The 15,369-nt window shown below is 69.3% G+C and carries 13 protein-coding genes and 2 pseudogenes; 4 read left to right on the top strand and 11 right to left on the bottom strand.

What is annotated here, in order from left to right; all coding sequences use genetic code 11:
• Positions 1-288, bottom strand: a pseudogene (locus F3J18_RS29550) (integrase); the annotation flags it as partial.
• Between the two features lie 279 nt (positions 289-567).
• Between F3J18_RS29550 and F3J18_RS29555 the strand changes: the two are divergent.
• Positions 568-1,620, top strand: coding sequence for a polysaccharide lyase family 7 protein (locus F3J18_RS29555; protein WP_166915691.1), 1,053 nt, complete (start codon positions 568-570; stop codon positions 1,618-1,620).
• Positions 1,621-1,660: 40 nt separating this feature from the next.
• Here F3J18_RS29555 and F3J18_RS29560 read toward each other — a convergent pair whose 3' ends face one another.
• The 6 genes from F3J18_RS29560 to F3J18_RS29585 form a co-directional block, all read right to left on the bottom strand.
• Entirely contained in the window at positions 1,661-3,226 is a 1,566-nt protein-coding gene (locus F3J18_RS29560; protein ID WP_166915693.1) for a 5-methyltetrahydropteroyltriglutamate--homocysteine methyltransferase, read from the bottom strand.
• A gap of 70 nt (positions 3,227-3,296) precedes the next feature.
• On the bottom strand, positions 3,297-3,659 hold the full coding sequence (locus F3J18_RS29565; protein WP_025100443.1) for a DsrE family protein: 363 nt from the start codon (positions 3,657-3,659) through the stop codon (positions 3,297-3,299).
• 54 nt (positions 3,660-3,713) lie between these two features.
• Complete coding sequence (locus F3J18_RS29570) at positions 3,714-3,953, bottom strand: sulfurtransferase TusA family protein (protein ID WP_017919599.1); 240 nt, start codon at positions 3,951-3,953, stop codon at positions 3,714-3,716.
• A 102-nt stretch (positions 3,954-4,055) separates the two neighbouring features.
• The gene (locus F3J18_RS29575; protein WP_166915695.1) at positions 4,056-4,385 is read right to left on the bottom strand and encodes a hypothetical protein; all 330 of its coding nucleotides are present in this window, start codon (positions 4,383-4,385) and stop codon (positions 4,056-4,058) included.
• 296 nt (positions 4,386-4,681) lie between these two features.
• A complete protein-coding gene (locus tag F3J18_RS29580) occupies positions 4,682-5,647 on the bottom strand; it encodes a zinc-binding alcohol dehydrogenase family protein (RefSeq protein WP_025100445.1) in 966 nt (321 codons plus the stop codon).
• Between the two features lie 77 nt (positions 5,648-5,724).
• Positions 5,725-5,976: a hypothetical protein gene (locus F3J18_RS29585; protein ID WP_025100446.1), complete on the bottom strand. Its 252-nt coding sequence runs from the start codon at positions 5,974-5,976 to the stop codon at positions 5,725-5,727.
• A 111-nt stretch (positions 5,977-6,087) separates the two neighbouring features.
• Here F3J18_RS29585 and F3J18_RS29590 point away from each other — a divergent pair, with 111 nt between their 5' ends.
• Together F3J18_RS29590 and F3J18_RS29595 are read left to right on the top strand one after the other, a co-directional pair.
• Positions 6,088-6,885 (top strand): helix-turn-helix transcriptional regulator, encoded by a 798-nt coding sequence (locus tag F3J18_RS29590; protein WP_166915703.1) that lies wholly within the window; start codon positions 6,088-6,090, stop codon positions 6,883-6,885.
• A gap of 270 nt (positions 6,886-7,155) precedes the next feature.
• Positions 7,156-7,764, top strand: a complete 609-nt coding sequence (locus F3J18_RS29595) for a hypothetical protein (RefSeq protein ID WP_166915697.1) — start codon at positions 7,156-7,158, stop codon at positions 7,762-7,764.
• Between the two features lie 63 nt (positions 7,765-7,827).
• Here the strand turns inward: F3J18_RS29595 and F3J18_RS29600 are convergent, their stop codons facing one another.
• A complete protein-coding gene (locus F3J18_RS29600) occupies positions 7,828-8,577 on the bottom strand; it encodes an SDR family oxidoreductase (protein ID WP_025100449.1) in 750 nt (249 codons plus the stop codon).
• Positions 8,578-9,251: 674 nt separating this feature from the next.
• Between F3J18_RS29600 and F3J18_RS29605 the strand changes: the two genes are divergently transcribed.
• Positions 9,252-9,701, top strand: a complete 450-nt coding sequence (locus tag F3J18_RS29605; protein ID WP_025100450.1) for a hypothetical protein — start codon at positions 9,252-9,254, stop codon at positions 9,699-9,701.
• Positions 9,702-9,805: 104 nt separating this feature from the next.
• Here the strand turns inward: F3J18_RS29605 and F3J18_RS29610 are convergent.
• The 3 genes and pseudogenes from F3J18_RS29610 to F3J18_RS29620 all read right to left on the bottom strand — a co-directional run.
• Positions 9,806-11,137 (bottom strand): annotated as a pseudogene (locus F3J18_RS29610) (AcvB/VirJ family lysyl-phosphatidylglycerol hydrolase); the annotation flags it as partial.
• Positions 11,134-13,722: a bifunctional lysylphosphatidylglycerol flippase/synthetase MprF gene (mprF, locus tag F3J18_RS29615; protein ID WP_166915699.1), complete on the bottom strand. Its 2,589-nt coding sequence runs from the start codon at positions 13,720-13,722 to the stop codon at positions 11,134-11,136. The gene mprF and the pseudogene F3J18_RS29610, both read right to left, overlap by 4 nt.
• Positions 13,723-14,244: 522 nt before the next feature.
• Positions 14,245-15,063 carry an FkbM family methyltransferase gene (locus F3J18_RS29620; RefSeq protein WP_166915701.1) on the bottom strand — a complete coding sequence of 273 codons (819 nt, stop codon included), beginning with the start codon at positions 15,061-15,063 and terminating at the stop codon, positions 14,245-14,247.
• Between the last annotated feature and the right edge of the window lie 306 nt (positions 15,064-15,369).

Below are 15,369 nucleotides of genomic sequence, written 5' to 3' on the forward strand. Positions count from 1 at the left end.
CGGCGCATGCGCCAGCAAGGCCGCCAGGTCGCGCCGCCCTGCCCACGTCGCCACGGCCACCAGCTGCCGGCGGATCGTGCCGAGCAGGCCGCGCGCCGAACGACCGTCGCCCAGGCGCGTGCCCAGATAGCGCTCGGCCGCGCCGCGCACCGACATGCCCTCGTACCAGGCGCGCAGCATCGCGAGTTCGTCGGCATCGGGGAAGCTGGCGGGCGCAGCCCGGCGGGCAGCGTCGCCGGGTGAGTTCGAATCGGCGGGGTTCGGCGGGGACGGCAGGCGGGAAGTCATGCGCGCGAGTGTGACACGAAATGAGCCGGGCCCGCGCGGGATCGACGAGTTCGCGCAGCGAGGCGGATTTGGAACAGTCGTCATATGACATATCCGCCCGACTCGCGGCCGTCCGAAGCGCGTGACTCGACCGCTTCGCATCACGAGACATCAATTCCTCCGGAAGACAATCGCACGCCGCGCGCTTCTTACAATCGATTACCTGCCCCCTGACGTCCGATGACTCATCGACGGCAAAGGGCGCGTGTACTTCCGTTCACACGATCCGGAGAAGCATTCATGTCGGTTGGCATCCAGAACAACTACGCGGTGAATTCGACGGCGTATCCGAGCGGCTCCGGCGCCGCCGATGACAGCGGCAGCGCGAACAGCCTGCAGCAGTCGATCATGCAGCTGATCCAGCAGATGCTGATCGAGCTGATGCAGATGCTGCAGGATCCGAACGGCAACGGTGCATCGTCCGGCGGCGGTGGTGGAGGCGCAAACGGTGGCACAAGCGGTGGCGGCGGTGCGCCGGCGATGCCTTCGATGGGTGGCGGTGGCGGAGGCGGCAGCGGCATGCCCGTGGCTGGCGCGCTCGGCAGCGGCGGCCAGGGCGGCGTCGGCACGCCCGCCTCGACGGGCGGCGGCGCATCGGCCAGCGGTGTCGCGGCGAGCTCCGGCCCGGCGCCCGGCAACGGCCCCGGCGCCGTCAACCTGAACGGCTTTGGCAGCCTGCAGTTGCCGAGCGGCAGCAACGGCCATGTCGACACGGTCGGCGCCGGCCAGCTCAAGAACTACGACAGCGACTTCTTCAAGCACAACGGCGACGGCTCGCTGACCTTCAGCGTGCCGCCGGGCGGCGGCGCCCACACCGCGCACTCGAACTTCCCGCGCTCCGAGCTGGCCGAGGGCAGTTCGTGGAAGATGGGCGACGGCAAGTCCACGCTGAGCGCGACGCTCTCGGTCGACAAGCTGCCGCCGAACGGCGACGTGGTGATCGGCCAGATCCACCAGCGCGTGGACAGCGGCAAGCCGCGCCCGCCCGTCGAGCTGCATTACGACAAGGGCAATATCGTCGCCAGCATCATGGATTCGAATTCGCTGAGCGCCGGCCGCCACGACGTGGTGATCGCCAAGGACGTGAAGCCCGGCGAGAAGTTCTCGTACAGCATGAGCATGGAGCCGAACGGCGAGCTGAACATCTCGGCGGCCGGCCAGAGCAAGACCGTCAAGATGGACCCGAGCTTCGACAACGCCAACCTCTACTTCAAGGCCGGCAACTACTGCCAGGATCCGGCCGGCGGCAGCCAGGTGAGCTTCAACGGGCTCGATATCGACCATCAGCATTGAGCCGGCGGGCGGGTTCGAACCCCGCCCCCCTCGCCTTCGGCTAGACGCCGTGCCGCTCGCGCAGCCGCCGCGAGGCCTCCACCAGCACGCGCAGCTTGGCCTCGGCGATCCGGCCGCTGTTCACCGGCGCATCGGCGAAGGTCGCGAAGCCGCAATCGGGATTGAATAGCACGCGCTGGGCACCGAACAGCGCGATCGCCGTTTCGGCCTTGCCCAGCACCTCGTCGAGCGATTCGACATGCGCGTGCTTCTGGTTGCAGAGGCCCACCCCGATGCGCTGGTGATCGGGCAGGCGCCGCAGCACCGCCATCTCGCCCGCGCGCGGCGTGCAGAGTTCGAGGAACAGCGTGCCGACCTCGAGCGCGGCCAGCGTCTCCACCAGCGGCGCGTAATCGCCCGTCATCGCCTTGCTCTCGTCGGTGCTCCAGTTGCCGCGGCACATGTGCATCGCCAGCCGTTCCGCCGGAAAGCCCCGCACCACCGCGTTGAGCAGCTCGCGCGCGAAGGCCAGCTCGGCGCGCGGATCGCCCTTCTCCGACAAGGCGCCGCACATGAAGCTGCGCTGGCCGGTGACGCCGGCATACACCACCTCCGACAACACCGGCTCGTCGAACTGCACCAGCGCCGCGCCGTTGGCGAGCAGCGCCGCCAGCTCCTCGCGCAGCACCCGCACCACGTCCGCCGCGAGCGCCTCGCGGCTGGCGTAGGCGCGGTCCGACACGCATTCGAGCCACATGGTGCGCGTCAGCAGATAGGGGCCGGGCAAGGCGATCTTGGCGGGACGATCGCTCAGCTCGCGCAGGCTCGTCAGCTCGTGCACGGCCAGCGGCCGGCTGCGCCCGAGCGGGCCGAACACGGCCGGATGGCGCACTTCGCCGGCCGGCACGTCGAGCGCGCGCAGCTCCTGCTCGAAGGCGAGCGGATCGTCGACATAGGGCAGCAGGTCGGTCAGCGGTATCAACTGGCAGTTGTCGAGCCGGCTGCCGACGAAGCTCGCGTAGCTGTCGCGCCGCTGCTCGCCGTCCGTGACGACATCGACGCCGGCACGCAGTTGCGCGGCCAGCGCGAGCTGCACGGCATCGTCGGCGCTGGCCTCGAAGGCCGCGTCGTCGAGCCGGCCCTCGAGATGCTCGTGCAGCGCCTGCAGCATCCAGCGCGGCCGCGGCCAACTGCCGATGCCCATCACCGACAAGGGCGCGATGGACGGCGCCGCGCTTGGCGCCGGCAGCGAGGCGGGGATGCTGACCGGCACGATCGCGATCGGCGCGCGCGGCGACGGTTCGCGTTGCGCGTCGCGAGCCGGCGAGGATGGCGCTGCCGCATGCGCCACCTGCCCCGCCCCGGCCGCAAACGCGCCCTTGCTGACCAGGAAACTGCGCAGCCTGCCCTGCCGCGTCCATGACACCAGCTGGTTGCCCGTCATGCGGCACCAGGCCGGCAGGTCGCCCTCGACCGAGGTTTCGGTCGAGCGGATCTCCAGCAACTGGCCGCGTTCGAGCGGGTCGATATGCTTGCGGATCAGCAGCAACAAGCCGTTGCCGCAATCGAGATCGCCGCCGTCGAAGCTGACGGCCGGCGCGTGGGTGTGACGCTCGCTGGCTTCCATCGCGTGCAATCCGGATCGATGGGCCGCGCCGGCGCGAATCGCCGGCGCACCCGGGGTCGCGCGGGAAACCTCAGTAGCTGAGGCTCGGGCAGGCCTCGCCCATGAATTCCACCAGCATCGCGCCGCCGACGATCTTCGCACCGGGGATCAACCGGTCCTCGTCGAGCGCGCGCTTCTTGAAACAGGGCGAGCAGACGTAGATCTTGCCGCCCGCCTCGACGAAGCTCGTCATCAGCTCCTTGAGCGGCGCGAAGCCGGGCTCGTGGATATCGTCGGCATAACCGGCCTGCGAGAGCCGCGTGCCCTCGATGTTGAGGAACACGACCGCTTCCTTCTCGCTGGCGATCGCCGCGTTGGCGACCACGAAGGCGACCGTCGCGCGGTCGGTATCGTCCTTGGCACGAGTCAGACTGACTACGAATTTTCCAGACACGATAGGCTCCTGCGGATGCACGTCGATGGAGAAACCGGGCGCGACCGGCGGCGCTCAGGCGCTGGCGCCGGCCGGCTTCGCCCGGATGAAGAACACGCCCTGCTCCGGGTCGGCCTGCAGCAGCCGGTGCCCGGTGATGCGGCAGTATGACGGAATATCCTCGATCGCCCCGCGATCGCGCGCCGTCAGGCGGATAACCTGCCCCGGCATGTCGCGCAGGCGCACGCGCAGCTTCAGCAGCAGTTCCCCGCAGCCGATCTCGCCGGCATCCCAGGCCACGTCGTAGTCCATCATGCTGGTGTCGCCGCCTCCTGCGTCGGGCTCGGGCGGCGGGAGTGCCGCCCGTGGCTATCGTAGCGGGCCGGGGCGGGAATGCAATCGTGAAATTCCCCGGCCCTAGTAGCGGCTGGGCGGATCGATCTCGACAGATTCGAATTCGATGTAAAGCGCGATGTCGGGCCCGACACGTACGACGGCGATAGGTTTGGGCGAGATTGGCTTGGCCCAGGGGTAGACGCGGTCGAGCGTTGCGCGAGCGTTCCTGTATTCGATTCGAGCTTGTTCGTCATTGAGATCGAAGTCCATTTCCTCGAGCGGAAACGGTACGCGTAACGCACGCTCCATGCGACTCGCTAGCGAATCCTTGAGCAAGGTACAAATCTCGATCGCCTGCGCGTCCTCGTCGTATGCGATCACGACACAACGCGACTGCCGTCGTTCAGACATTCGGAAAGCTCCGCCGTACATGGGCAAACATCCTTGCCGGCAAGCGGCAGACAAACAGCACTACCGTTTTCCCGAACCCTGGATTCACGATGACAAAAGACATGTGCTGCACGCTTGTTGATTCGTGCAGGCACTGTGTCAGAGCTTGAAAAGCCACCGCTTGTGATTCATCAAGCGCCAGCCATCGGATCAAATATGTCGACGCTCAGATAACTTTTCTTATCTCAACGACACGGTCGAACCACCAAACTCGCCCATCGCCAATCGCGCCGATCACCGAGCCACTCGCAAACCCCTCACGCCCCGATCGTGAACACCGTGCGCGTGCGGCTATCCGCCTTCGCCCAAACCTCGCCGAGCTGCGCGAGCGGCACCGCCCGCGTGTCGATCCTCAGCCCCGCGCGCGGCGCGATATCGAGCACCATGCGCAGCGCCTCCAGCAACATCGGCATCGGCACGCTGCCCATGCCGCTGCCCATCAGCGTGATCGCGGTGGAGCGCAGCACCGCCGCCGGCAAGGAGATCTCGCCGCCGCCGATCGCGCCGATCTGCACGTAGCGCAGCGCGGCCAGGTCCGGCAGCGCGCGCGCCGCCGCGCCCAGCAGCGCATGCGCGCTCGGCCCCCAGAGATAGTCGAGCACGATGTCAACGCCACCCGCGAACTGCTCGCGCAGCGCCTCGCCGAGCGTCTCGTCCTGGCCCAGCGGCACCAGCACGTCGGCGCCCAGCGCCGACAGTTCGCCCAGCGCGGTGGCGTCGCGGCCGGTGGCGATCACCTTGCCCGCGCCGAGGTACTTGGCGATCTGCACCGCCAGCCGCCCCGACGAGCCCGTCGCGCCGTTGACCAGCACCGTCTCGCCGAATTCGAGCCGCGCGCGCTCCTTCAGCGCGGCCCACGAGGACATCGCGGGAATCGCCAGCGCGGCGGCCGTCACGTCATCGAGCGCGTCGGGCAGCGGCAGGCAATGCGCGTCGCTCACCAGGGTGCGCTCGGCCATCGCGCCGTGCGGCGCGACCGGGCCGAAGAAATAGACACGTCGTCCGTCGGCGTCGACGCCCGTGCCGTCGACCCCGGCGACGAAGGGCAGGCCCTGCCCCGCGGTATCCGAGGTGTAATGCACGCCGGCCGCGCGCGAGCGCGTGACGTGGCTCAGCGCCGAGGCGGCGACGCGGATCTCGCGACAGCCGGCGCTCGCGCGCGGCGCCTCGAAGTCGCCATACTCGGGCGCCTTGCCGGCCGTTTTCACGATTGCTGCTTTCATGGGGAATTCCTCCGTTCGTTCCGGACCGCGCCGGATGCGGCACCGACCCAGTTTGCTTCAATGCGCTTCAGTTGGCTTCAGTTGGCCTCGACCCAGGCGCGCAGCGCCGGATCGCGAATCTCGAGCACCTCGAACAGGCCCAGCGCGCGCAGCGCCGGCAGCGCGGCGAGGATGTCGGCGCGCGCCTCGGCACGTTCCGCCCCGCTCGCATCCGGCGTGCCCAGCACGCGCGCGTTGGCCAGGAACGCGCCGACGGTGCCCTTGCGCACCGTCACGCCAGCCAGCTTGGTTTCGTTTTGCTCGTCGGGCAACAATTGTTCGGCTCGCATCGGGTTTCTCCTGTCTGATCGCTGCGGATCTGGTCATCGATGAAAGGCAGTTTATCGAGATACAATCGGCCGAGCTCCGGTATGGAAGCCAATCGATACGGAATTTCGGCCATGCGTGATCCCCTGCTCCCCCCACCTCTCGTACTCGAATCGGGCGGACCGTTAGTTGCGGCTGCGGAGTTGACGCAATCCGTGGCGCGGGAGACCGAGGCGCATCGGCATGCGCGCGGCCAGTTGGTGGGTGCGCTGAGCGGGCTGCTGTCGGTCGGGCTGGAAGCGCAGCAGTGGGTCGTGCCGGCCACGCACGCGATCTGGGTGCCGCCCCATCACATGCATTCGCTGCGCTCCTACGGGCCGTTCTCGGGCTGGAGCGTGTTCGTCCAGGAGGCGGCCTGCGCGGCCCTGCCGGCCGCGCCGCGCGCGATCCGCACCAACCCGCTGCTGCGCGAGGCGGTGCGACGCGCGGCGACCTGGTCGGGCGGCTCGCTCGGCCACGACGAGATCCGCATCGCGGAATTGATCCTGGCCGAGATCGCGGCCTCGCCGGCGCAGGCGCTGGGCCTGCCCCGGCCGCTCGACACGCGCCTGGCGAGGATCGCCGATGCGCTCGCGGCCGACCTGTCGGACACGCGCCGCGCCGAGGACTGGGCGCAATGGGGCGGCATCGCGCCGCGCACGCTGAGCCGGCGCTTCCTGGAGGAAACCGGCATGAGCTTCGCGCAGTGGCGCCAGCAGGCGCGCGTGCTGCGCGCGCTGGAACGGCTCGCGGTGGGCACCCCGGTCACCACCATCGCGCTCGAGCTCGGCTACGACAATGTCAGCGCCTTCATCGAGATGTTCCGTCGCGTGCTGGGCGTCACGCCGGGGAAATACGCGGCGGAGTTGCCGCCGCTGGCCGCGGCCGATTGAGCCGCAGGTATCGAGCGCGCCTGCGGCCCGAGCTCCCCGTCACGCAATCACGACAAGAACCCGCGCTTCGCTCGCCTCCTGCCCACCTGTCACCCACTCGGCTCACGCCATTCGGGCGCGACTTACGGTCGCCCTGAACCGTTATGAGATGCATGGATTGTTACGATCACGCAGCGATTGGCAACGATCGTTTCAAAATATCGTCAAACAAGAAATATTTAACTTGTTCGAACGAGATTCCCTTCATGAAGATTCTCAATGGAGTGAGACATGAGCAGCAAGAAGCTGAAGGTGATGCAGGCCCGTCGCGACGCCATCCTCGCCGCCGTCCGCCAACAGCCCGGCGTCACCACCAAGGAGCTGGCCGACATCATCGGCACCCATGACGTGAAGCCGGTCTCGAACGCGATGTGGCGGCTGCTGCGCAGCGGCAACATCCTGTCCGAGCAGGTCACGCGCGACGGCGCGCACATGAACGCCTACTACTTGCCCGAGCAGATCGACGGCGATTCGGTCGAGCGCGTGAACCAGAAGCTGGTCGACGCCAGCGACGTGGTTCCCGTCAAGCGCGCCGCGCTTCCGGCGGGCAGCGTCTTCGAGCTGGCGCGCAAGCAGAAGCGCAAGACAAACCCGCCGACTCGATCGTCCGGCAAACCCGCCCCCGCATCCGCCAACCTGCCCGTCGACGCCGCGCCCGCCCCCACGCCCCATCCCGCCATCGATCCCTTCACCTGCGCCATCGCCAGCGACGGCAGCCTGGTCCTGATGCGCGCCGGGCGTATCGAACTGGCGCTCTCGGATGCGGACACGGCAATCCTCCAGCGCTACCTGGTGAAGCGCATCGCGGCCAATACGCTGCTGGGCGACATGGCCGGCTGAGCCGATCGCCGAATCGCATCCCGACCCTCGAACCCCGTCTTCCGGCGCCCTCGCGGCGCCCCCTCAAAACTCCTGCCGCGTCGGCCGGAACACCACCTCGTTGATGTCGACGTCCTCCGGCGCCCCGATCACGTAGGCCAGCAGGTTCGCGAAGGAATCGGCCGGCAGCGCGATGCCGTAGAACTCGCGCACCGCGGCGGCGATATCGGGCTCGGTGATGCTGTCGGGCAGTTCGGTGTCGATCGCGCCCGGCGAGATCACCGTGGTGCGAATGCCGTAAGGCTTCACCTCCTGGCGCAAACCCTCCGACAGCATCCTCACCGCCGCCTTGGTCGCCGCGTACACGGCGCTGCCCGGGCGCACCTTGTGCGCGGCCACCGAGGCGACGTTGATCAGGTGCCCCGCCTTCTGCGCCTGCATGTGCGGCAGCGCGGCAGCGATGCCGTACAGCACGCCCTTCAGGTTCACGTCGATCATGCGATCCCAGTCGTCGATACGAGCGCGCTCCAGCGGCGAATGCGGCATCAGCCCCGCGTTGTTGACCAGCACGTCGACGCGGCCGAAGCTGGCGACCGCCGTATCGACCAGGCGTTGCACATCCTCGCGGCGCGTCACGTCGGTGGCCACCGCCAGCGCCTCGGCGCCTTGCGCCTCGAGCGCCGCGACCAGCGCATCGAGCCGTTCGATGCGGCGGGCGCCGAGCACCACGCGCGCGCCGTCGGCGGCGAGCCGGCGCGCGGCCGCCTCGCCCAGGCCGCTGCTGGCGCCGGTGATGACCACGACCTTGTTCTCGATCTGGATGGGTTGGGACATGTTCGATTCTCCGGTGGAACGGGCACGGGCGGCCCGGGTGGAACGTCAGCCGGGAAATCTAGCAAAGGGGGGAGGCGCGCGTGAAGACGCCGGCACCGCACAAGACGGTGAAAACGCCTCAACAATCGGGACAGGCAGGACGGGCAAGGCACCGATGCACCTCACGCGCCGTCGAACCCGGAAGATCCTCGCCGGGCGGCAAGCAGGATGCCTGCGCTCGGCGCTTGCGACGCGGCCGGGGAAAACGGGCGGCGCGCCAGTCGGCGACTTCGCGAAACAAGGCATGAATTCCTGTCGGTCCGTCGGCGATACGCCGGAATCCGGCAATCTGTCCGGCGCCCTGCCTGTCATTTCCAGTCGTCATCATGCCGCCGTCCCGCCCCGGTCTGAATCTGCGCATGCCCGTTCGGTCAGCCGATAGCGGCTCGTCCTCCGAGAGTCCACTCACGACGCCGGATGCGGGGCATCGCGCGCCGCCGCGCAGCAGGTCGAACTCACCGGGCTTGCCTGGGATACCGGCCGCGTTTTCGCACCGCCGCGGCGACGCAGCCGTCTCGGCGCTCACGCGAGGCGCGGCGCGAGGCAGTGCCTCGCCACCCGGCTCGCCAGCCTCCGCCGCGGCGGGACCGCAACGCACGCCGGCCAGCCGGCTGCCTCGTTTCGAGTCGTCGGAAGTGGGCGGCATCGTCCATGAGAATGCCTACAGCGTGGCGCCGCGACATGTGCCGCTCGTCACCTCGAACCTGGTCACCTGCCGCGCGCTGGCGATTTCCGGCGGCGATGCCCACTACCTCGGGCACATCTTCGAATGGCCAAGCCACGAAGGCGCGCATACGACCGAGTCGATGAGCGCGCTGCTCGATGGCGCGGCCGGCGCGTTGGGCATGGCGCCGGGTCAACTGGCCAATTGCCGGGTCGCCGTCGTCAGCGGCTCGGAACCCTGCGACGAGATCGATGGTCCGCTGCACCAGGCCCTGCGCGGGCTCGGCGTGACGGCTGAATGGCACGACGCGCACGGCACCGAGGGGGGCGTGCACGCCGTGGTCCACGAAGGCCGCGTGCAGATCGGGCACGACGCGATGACCGAGACGGCCGCGGCGGAAAAACGAAGCGGCAGACTCTAGTCGCGCGCGGCTCGGCTGCCCCGGAACCGGCCGGTGCGGGCCCGGCCGCCTTGGCGTGCCGGCGCGCGCCAGCCCGAATCAGCGCCCCGCGCGTTCCTGCGCAGCGCGTCGAGGATCTGCCGCTCCAGCGCCAGGTAGTCGCCGCCGAAGTGGTGATCGCCGCCGGTCTTGATGACCTGGGCGCCGCTGCCGGCCAGCGCCGGGCACAGCGTGTCCTGCTCGGTCGCGCCGTAGAAGCACTGCACCTGCTTGAGCGGCAGCTTGTTGAACTCCGGCCGCACCTGCAGGGCCTGGTCGCTGGCCGGCATGCCGAGCCAGCCCGTCACGCGGATCTGGAAGTCGGCCGAGGGCGCGAAACCGAGCAGCGAGATTACCGAAACCTTGTCCTTGAGCGGCTGCGCCAGGCGGTTGTAGGCGAACGGCATCACGTCGGCGCCGAACGAATAGCCGATCAGCGCGACATGCGAGGCGTGCCAGCGCGCCAGGTAGGTCTGCATCACGCGCGCCAGGTCGTGGCTGGTCTGGGCCGGCGTCTTCTCGCTCCAGAAGTAACGCAGGCTGTCCCAGCCGACCACCGACACGCCGTCCTTCTGCAGCGCCTCGGCGATGGTCTTGTCGAGATCGCGCCAGCCGCCGTCGCCCGAGATCACGATCGCCAGCAGGCCCTCGCCGGCGGCCATGCCGCCCGGCCTGGCGGGCAACTCGACCAGCGGCAGGTCGGACACGTCGAGCTCGTCGGCGCTGCCGTCGCGCAGATGCGGCGCGAGCAGCGACACCAGGCGCGCGGCGTCGCCCGTCGCGGCGCTGTCGACGAAGCCCGGCGTCTTGCGGCGGCTCACGGTCGGGTCCGGCGGGCACATCCTGAAGCGCGCGTCGAGCGTGGCGGCAGGCGCCACCGTCACCGCGCCCGAGATGGTGTTCTCCGGCGCCTGCGCCAGCACCTGGCGCGCCAGCGCGCCGCCCTGGCCGATGCCGGCCACGATCGGCGCGAAGTAGCGCGAGGTCTTCAACTGCCGTTCGAGCTGGTGGCTGACCGCCTCGGCGTCGCCCACCAGTTGATGGCAGCTTTCCTTGTCCTTGGCGAGATTCGCGGCATAGCGCGCGGTATCGACGCCGACCGTCAGCGCGCCGGCCTTGGCCAGCGCCTCGGCGGTGGCCTGGTCGGCCGCGCTCCAGCCGCCCGCCGCCGAATACAGCACCACGAAACCATGCACGTCGCCCTCGGGCCGCACCACGGTCACCTCGCCGTAGCGCCCGCCGGGCATCCGGCCCATCCTGCCGACCAGGGTGGCCGGCTGCGAGGCGGCGCTCGCCGCCGTGGCCTTGCCGGCGAGCTTGCCGCCCGCCTTGCCCGATTCCGCCGCACCGGCGCCCGCGATCTGCACCAGCATCATGCCGGCGGCCACCGCCGCCCGGCCCCAACCATTCCACTTCATGAACGCCGACCTCCTGCCAGCAAGGACAGATCGGCCAGCGTGACGAACACGCCGACCGAACCGGAAGCCGCCAGATAACGCGGCTCCCATTGCGGCTCGAACTTGCTCTTGAAGGCGCGCAAGCCGCGGAAATTGTAGAAACGCCCGCCGAAGCGCCAGACGATGCGGCCCAGGCGGTGCCAGAGCGAGGACATCGGCGCCGAGCCCATGCCCGAGAACGGCGCCATGCCGAGGCTCAGGCGCCGGAAGCCGGCCTCCTTCAGGTGCAGGGCGAGCTGCGTGAACAGGTACTCCATCGCGTAGGGCGAGGCCTCGGGCACGTGGCGCATCACGCCCACCGTCGCGTCGGTATTGAGATCGGTGGTCATGAAGGTGACGAAGGCCACCGGCTCGTCGTCCTGGCGCACCAGCATCACCGACTGGGTGGCTAGGTAGCCGTCGTGGAAGGCGGCGATCGAGAAGCTCTTCTCGCGCGCGTCGCGGCTGTCGAGCCAGTCGTCGGAGATCTCGCGCAACAGCGGCAGCATCCCGGGCACCGCCTGCGGCGGGATCACCTCGACCGACATCGCGTCGCGATCGGCGCGCCGCAGCGCGTAGCGCAGGTGCGAGCGGTTCGAGCCCTTCAGGTCGAAACGGTCGAGCGCGATGTGCGCCTCCTCGCCGAGCTTGACCAGGGTGAGGCCGGCGTCGAGATAGAGCGGCAGCGCCTCGGCGCGCACCTGGTAGAAGGCCGCGCGCCCGCCGTGCGCGTGCGCGCGCAGGATGAAGTCGTTGATCAGGCCGGCCCATTCGTCGCGCGGGCCAACCGGATCGTAGAGCGCGGCCCAGGTGCGGCCGTGCTTGGCGTACATCAGGAAGGCCTCGCGCGAGGGCGAGAACAGGAAGCTCTTGTCGCCCATCAGCGCCAGGCCCACGTCGCTGCGGTCCTGGGCGCGGATGATGCGCGCCGCGTCGGCCAGGTCCTGCGGCTCGGGCATCACAAAGCGGCCGGCGGCCGGGCGCAGCAGTTGCCAGAGCGAGGCCATCGCGGCGAACACACCGGCCGCGAGGGTGGCGCGCAGCGCCCGCGAGGCGCGCTCGTCGAACGCGAAGGTCGACCAGATCTCGCGCGTGTAGGGCACGTCGCGGAACGCGAACAGCAACACCCAGACGGCCAGCATCAGCACCAGCGCGACCGACATGAACCAGCCGATCGTGAAGGGCTCGGCGAACAGCGAGGAATGGCGGTTGAAGCGGCGCCGCGACACCAGCAGCAGCACCAGCAGCGCGACCAGCACGCCGGCCTCGACGAAGGCCAGGCCCTTGGAGAAGGACAGCGCGAGGCTCGCCAGCGTGAGGCCCAGCGCCATCCACCAGGCCGCGTCGAGGCGGCGCAGCAGGCCGCGCGCGACGAACAGCAGCGACACGCCGAGCACGCTGCAGAGCACCTGCGAGCCTTCCATCACCCACAGCGGCACGACGTTGCGCAGCACCGCGATGCGCTGCCAGAAGGCCGGCGTGGCGCCCGAGATCACCAGCATGCCGCCCACCGCGAAGGTGACCAGCCCGAGGAACAGCGGCGCGAGCTGCGAGACCTGGGCGGCCTGGGCCGACACGAAGCGATGGCCGATCGCGCGCCCCTCGAACACGGTCAGCAGCCCGGCCGACAGCACCAGCGGCACGCCGAAATAGATCGCGCGATAGGCGATCAGGGCGGCCAGCATCGAGGTGGGCGGCACCGCGCTGCCGAGCGTGAAGGCCATCGCCGCCTCGAACACGCCGATCCCGCCCGGCGTATGGCCGATCATGCCGAGCAGCAGCGCGCCCGAGTAGACGGTGATGAAGGTGACGAAGCCGATATGGCCATGCGGCAGCAGCGACCACAGCGCGAGGCCGGCGGCCACCACGTCGATCACCGCGAACAGCAGTTGGCCGAGCAGGTCGCGGCGCGCCGGGATGTCGAAGGAGAGCCAGCGCCAGCGCGAGCGGATCTCGCGCGGGGCCTTGCCGCAGAGCGCCACCAGCGCGGCCAGCAGCACCAGCACCAGCGCGCCGCCGGCGCGCAGCCAGCCGGGCCCGACCGGCAGCATCGCGGCCAGCGCCGTCGAGCCGCCCAGCATGCCGAGCGCCGTCATGCCGACGATGCCCAGCGCCAGGGTGGTGCCCATGAAGACGGTCATGCGGCCGATCTGGGCGGCGCTCACGCCCGAGGCGCCGTACACGCGCACCCGCACCGCGCCGCCGGTCAGCGCGCCGAAGCCGGTGGCGTTGCCCAGCGCGGTGCCGGCGATGGTGCCGATCCACAGCGGAATGCGCGGCACCGAGGCGCCGACGTAGCGCAGCCCGATCGCGTCGCGCGCGACCAGGGCCACGTAGCTGAGCGCGGTGGCGCCGAGCGCGCCGGCCCATTCGCCGAGCGTGAGGTGGCGCAGGTTGCGGATCACCGACTTGTAGTCGACGGTCTCCGACAGGTGCTGGAACACGAACAGCAAGGCGATGCCGATGCCGAGCGCGAGCAGCGGCGACATGAGGCGGTCGAGCCGCAAGGTCTGGCGAACGCGCGCGAAAGCCTGCGCCGCGCGCCGCGGTAAATCACTTGAAGACATGAAATCTGAGGATCAGGCTGGAACCTGTCGCGAGTTTGACGCTACCGTCGTTACCATCGTGTTGCGGCCGCGCCCCGAACGCGGACTTCGCTTGCCGTGATGGCCGGCCAGGCCGGTATCAGGGCCCGGCAGTCTACCGGAGCGACATTACAAAATGGTTCGCCGCAGCCGCCAGGCTTCTGACGATGCCCCGAAAAGCCGCTTCGGCACGCGCGAACCCCATCGCACGTCTGTCGTCAGGAGATTGCGCATGATACTGGAAAAGCGCCGCGAAAAACCTCGCGGCAACTACGTAAAGGCAAGCCCCTAGCGGGTTTTCACGGAACCAGCGAAATGGCCGGCGGCAGCAACGGCGGCGTTTCGGGTTCCGAACCATCCAGGGATTCGCAGGAATCCGAAGCGCAAGCGTTTGCGGCATCGAGCTTACTGAAATATTTCGAATAATCGACATCGGCATTTCAATCCACGCGCCCTGCAGGGATATTCGAAAGCCGCGGGTTCGCCGGGCGCGCAGCCGCCCGCTCAGCGCAGATAGAGCACGCCGTCGCCCACCTGCAGATGGGCCGATACCGGATCCTCGCGATGCACGGCGATCAGGTTCAGCCCGGCCGGCACGCAGCGATAGCCGAATTCGGCCAGGAAACCCTCCACCAGCGCCGCGTCGGTCTTCAGCACCTCGACCGTCAGCATCGGGCGGCAGCGCCGCAGCGTGTCGCGCGCGCCGGTCAGCGCCTCCATCTCCATGCCCTCGATGTCGAGCTTGATCAGGTCGACGCGCGGCAGCGCCAGCGAATCGACGCTGATCATCGGCACCGTGCTGCCCACCGCGGTGTCGTAGGAGATCGGCTGCCCGATGAACTCGCCGTTCTCGCGCGGACGCAGCTCGAGGCTGCCGAAGCTGGCATGCGAGAGGTAGTCGGGCTGCGGCACCGAGAGCTCGCCGCAACGCTCGCCGAGCGCGGCCAGCTTGGCGCGCGCGTTCAGGCAGTTGTTCAGCACCAGGTTGCCGGCCAGCGCGTAGAACACCACCTCCTGCGCCTCGAAGCTCAGCACCCGGCCCCAGCCGTGCATGTGGCGCGCCCATTCGATGGTATGCACGCCGATGTTCGCGCCGCCGTCGATCGCCACCACGCCGTCGCCGTGCAGCTCGTGGCGGCGCGTCAGCATGGCCAGCGTGAAGCCGACCTCGCTGGTGTCGAAGCAGCCGTTCTGCAGCAACTGGTGGCCGACGCCGTAGTCGTCGCCGGTCTCGGTGGTGTTGTGATCGTGGCGGTTCACGATCATCGTGCCGTGGTTGGTCGCGGCAAGCATGAACGCGACCGGGCGTTGCGGAAAGCTCATGATGGCGCCTCGCAATCGAATGCTTTGTTCTTGGCAGGCCCGGCACATGGCCAGGCGCGATACACGGGTCCGGTGCGCGGATTGTCACGCACAATCGCGCCGCCTGAACAGCGGGTGTTTGCGGATCACGCCACAGTGGCCGATTCGCCGCCGAACCTCGTCGATCGGCCGCAAAACCAGGCCCGGCGGGCGATACGGGGCGCGCGGCCGGCACCAGAGGCACCCCGCGCGGGGGTGTAACGCGCGTAACGATCTGTGACGCGGGAAGCGCCCCGCCGGCCCGGGCAGCCCCGCGCCGCGCGGCTC

Origin of the sequence: Burkholderia sp. Ax-1720 (assembly GCF_011753035.1) — a bacterium.
Classification (GTDB): domain Bacteria; phylum Pseudomonadota; class Gammaproteobacteria; order Burkholderiales; family Burkholderiaceae; genus Burkholderia; species Burkholderia gladioli.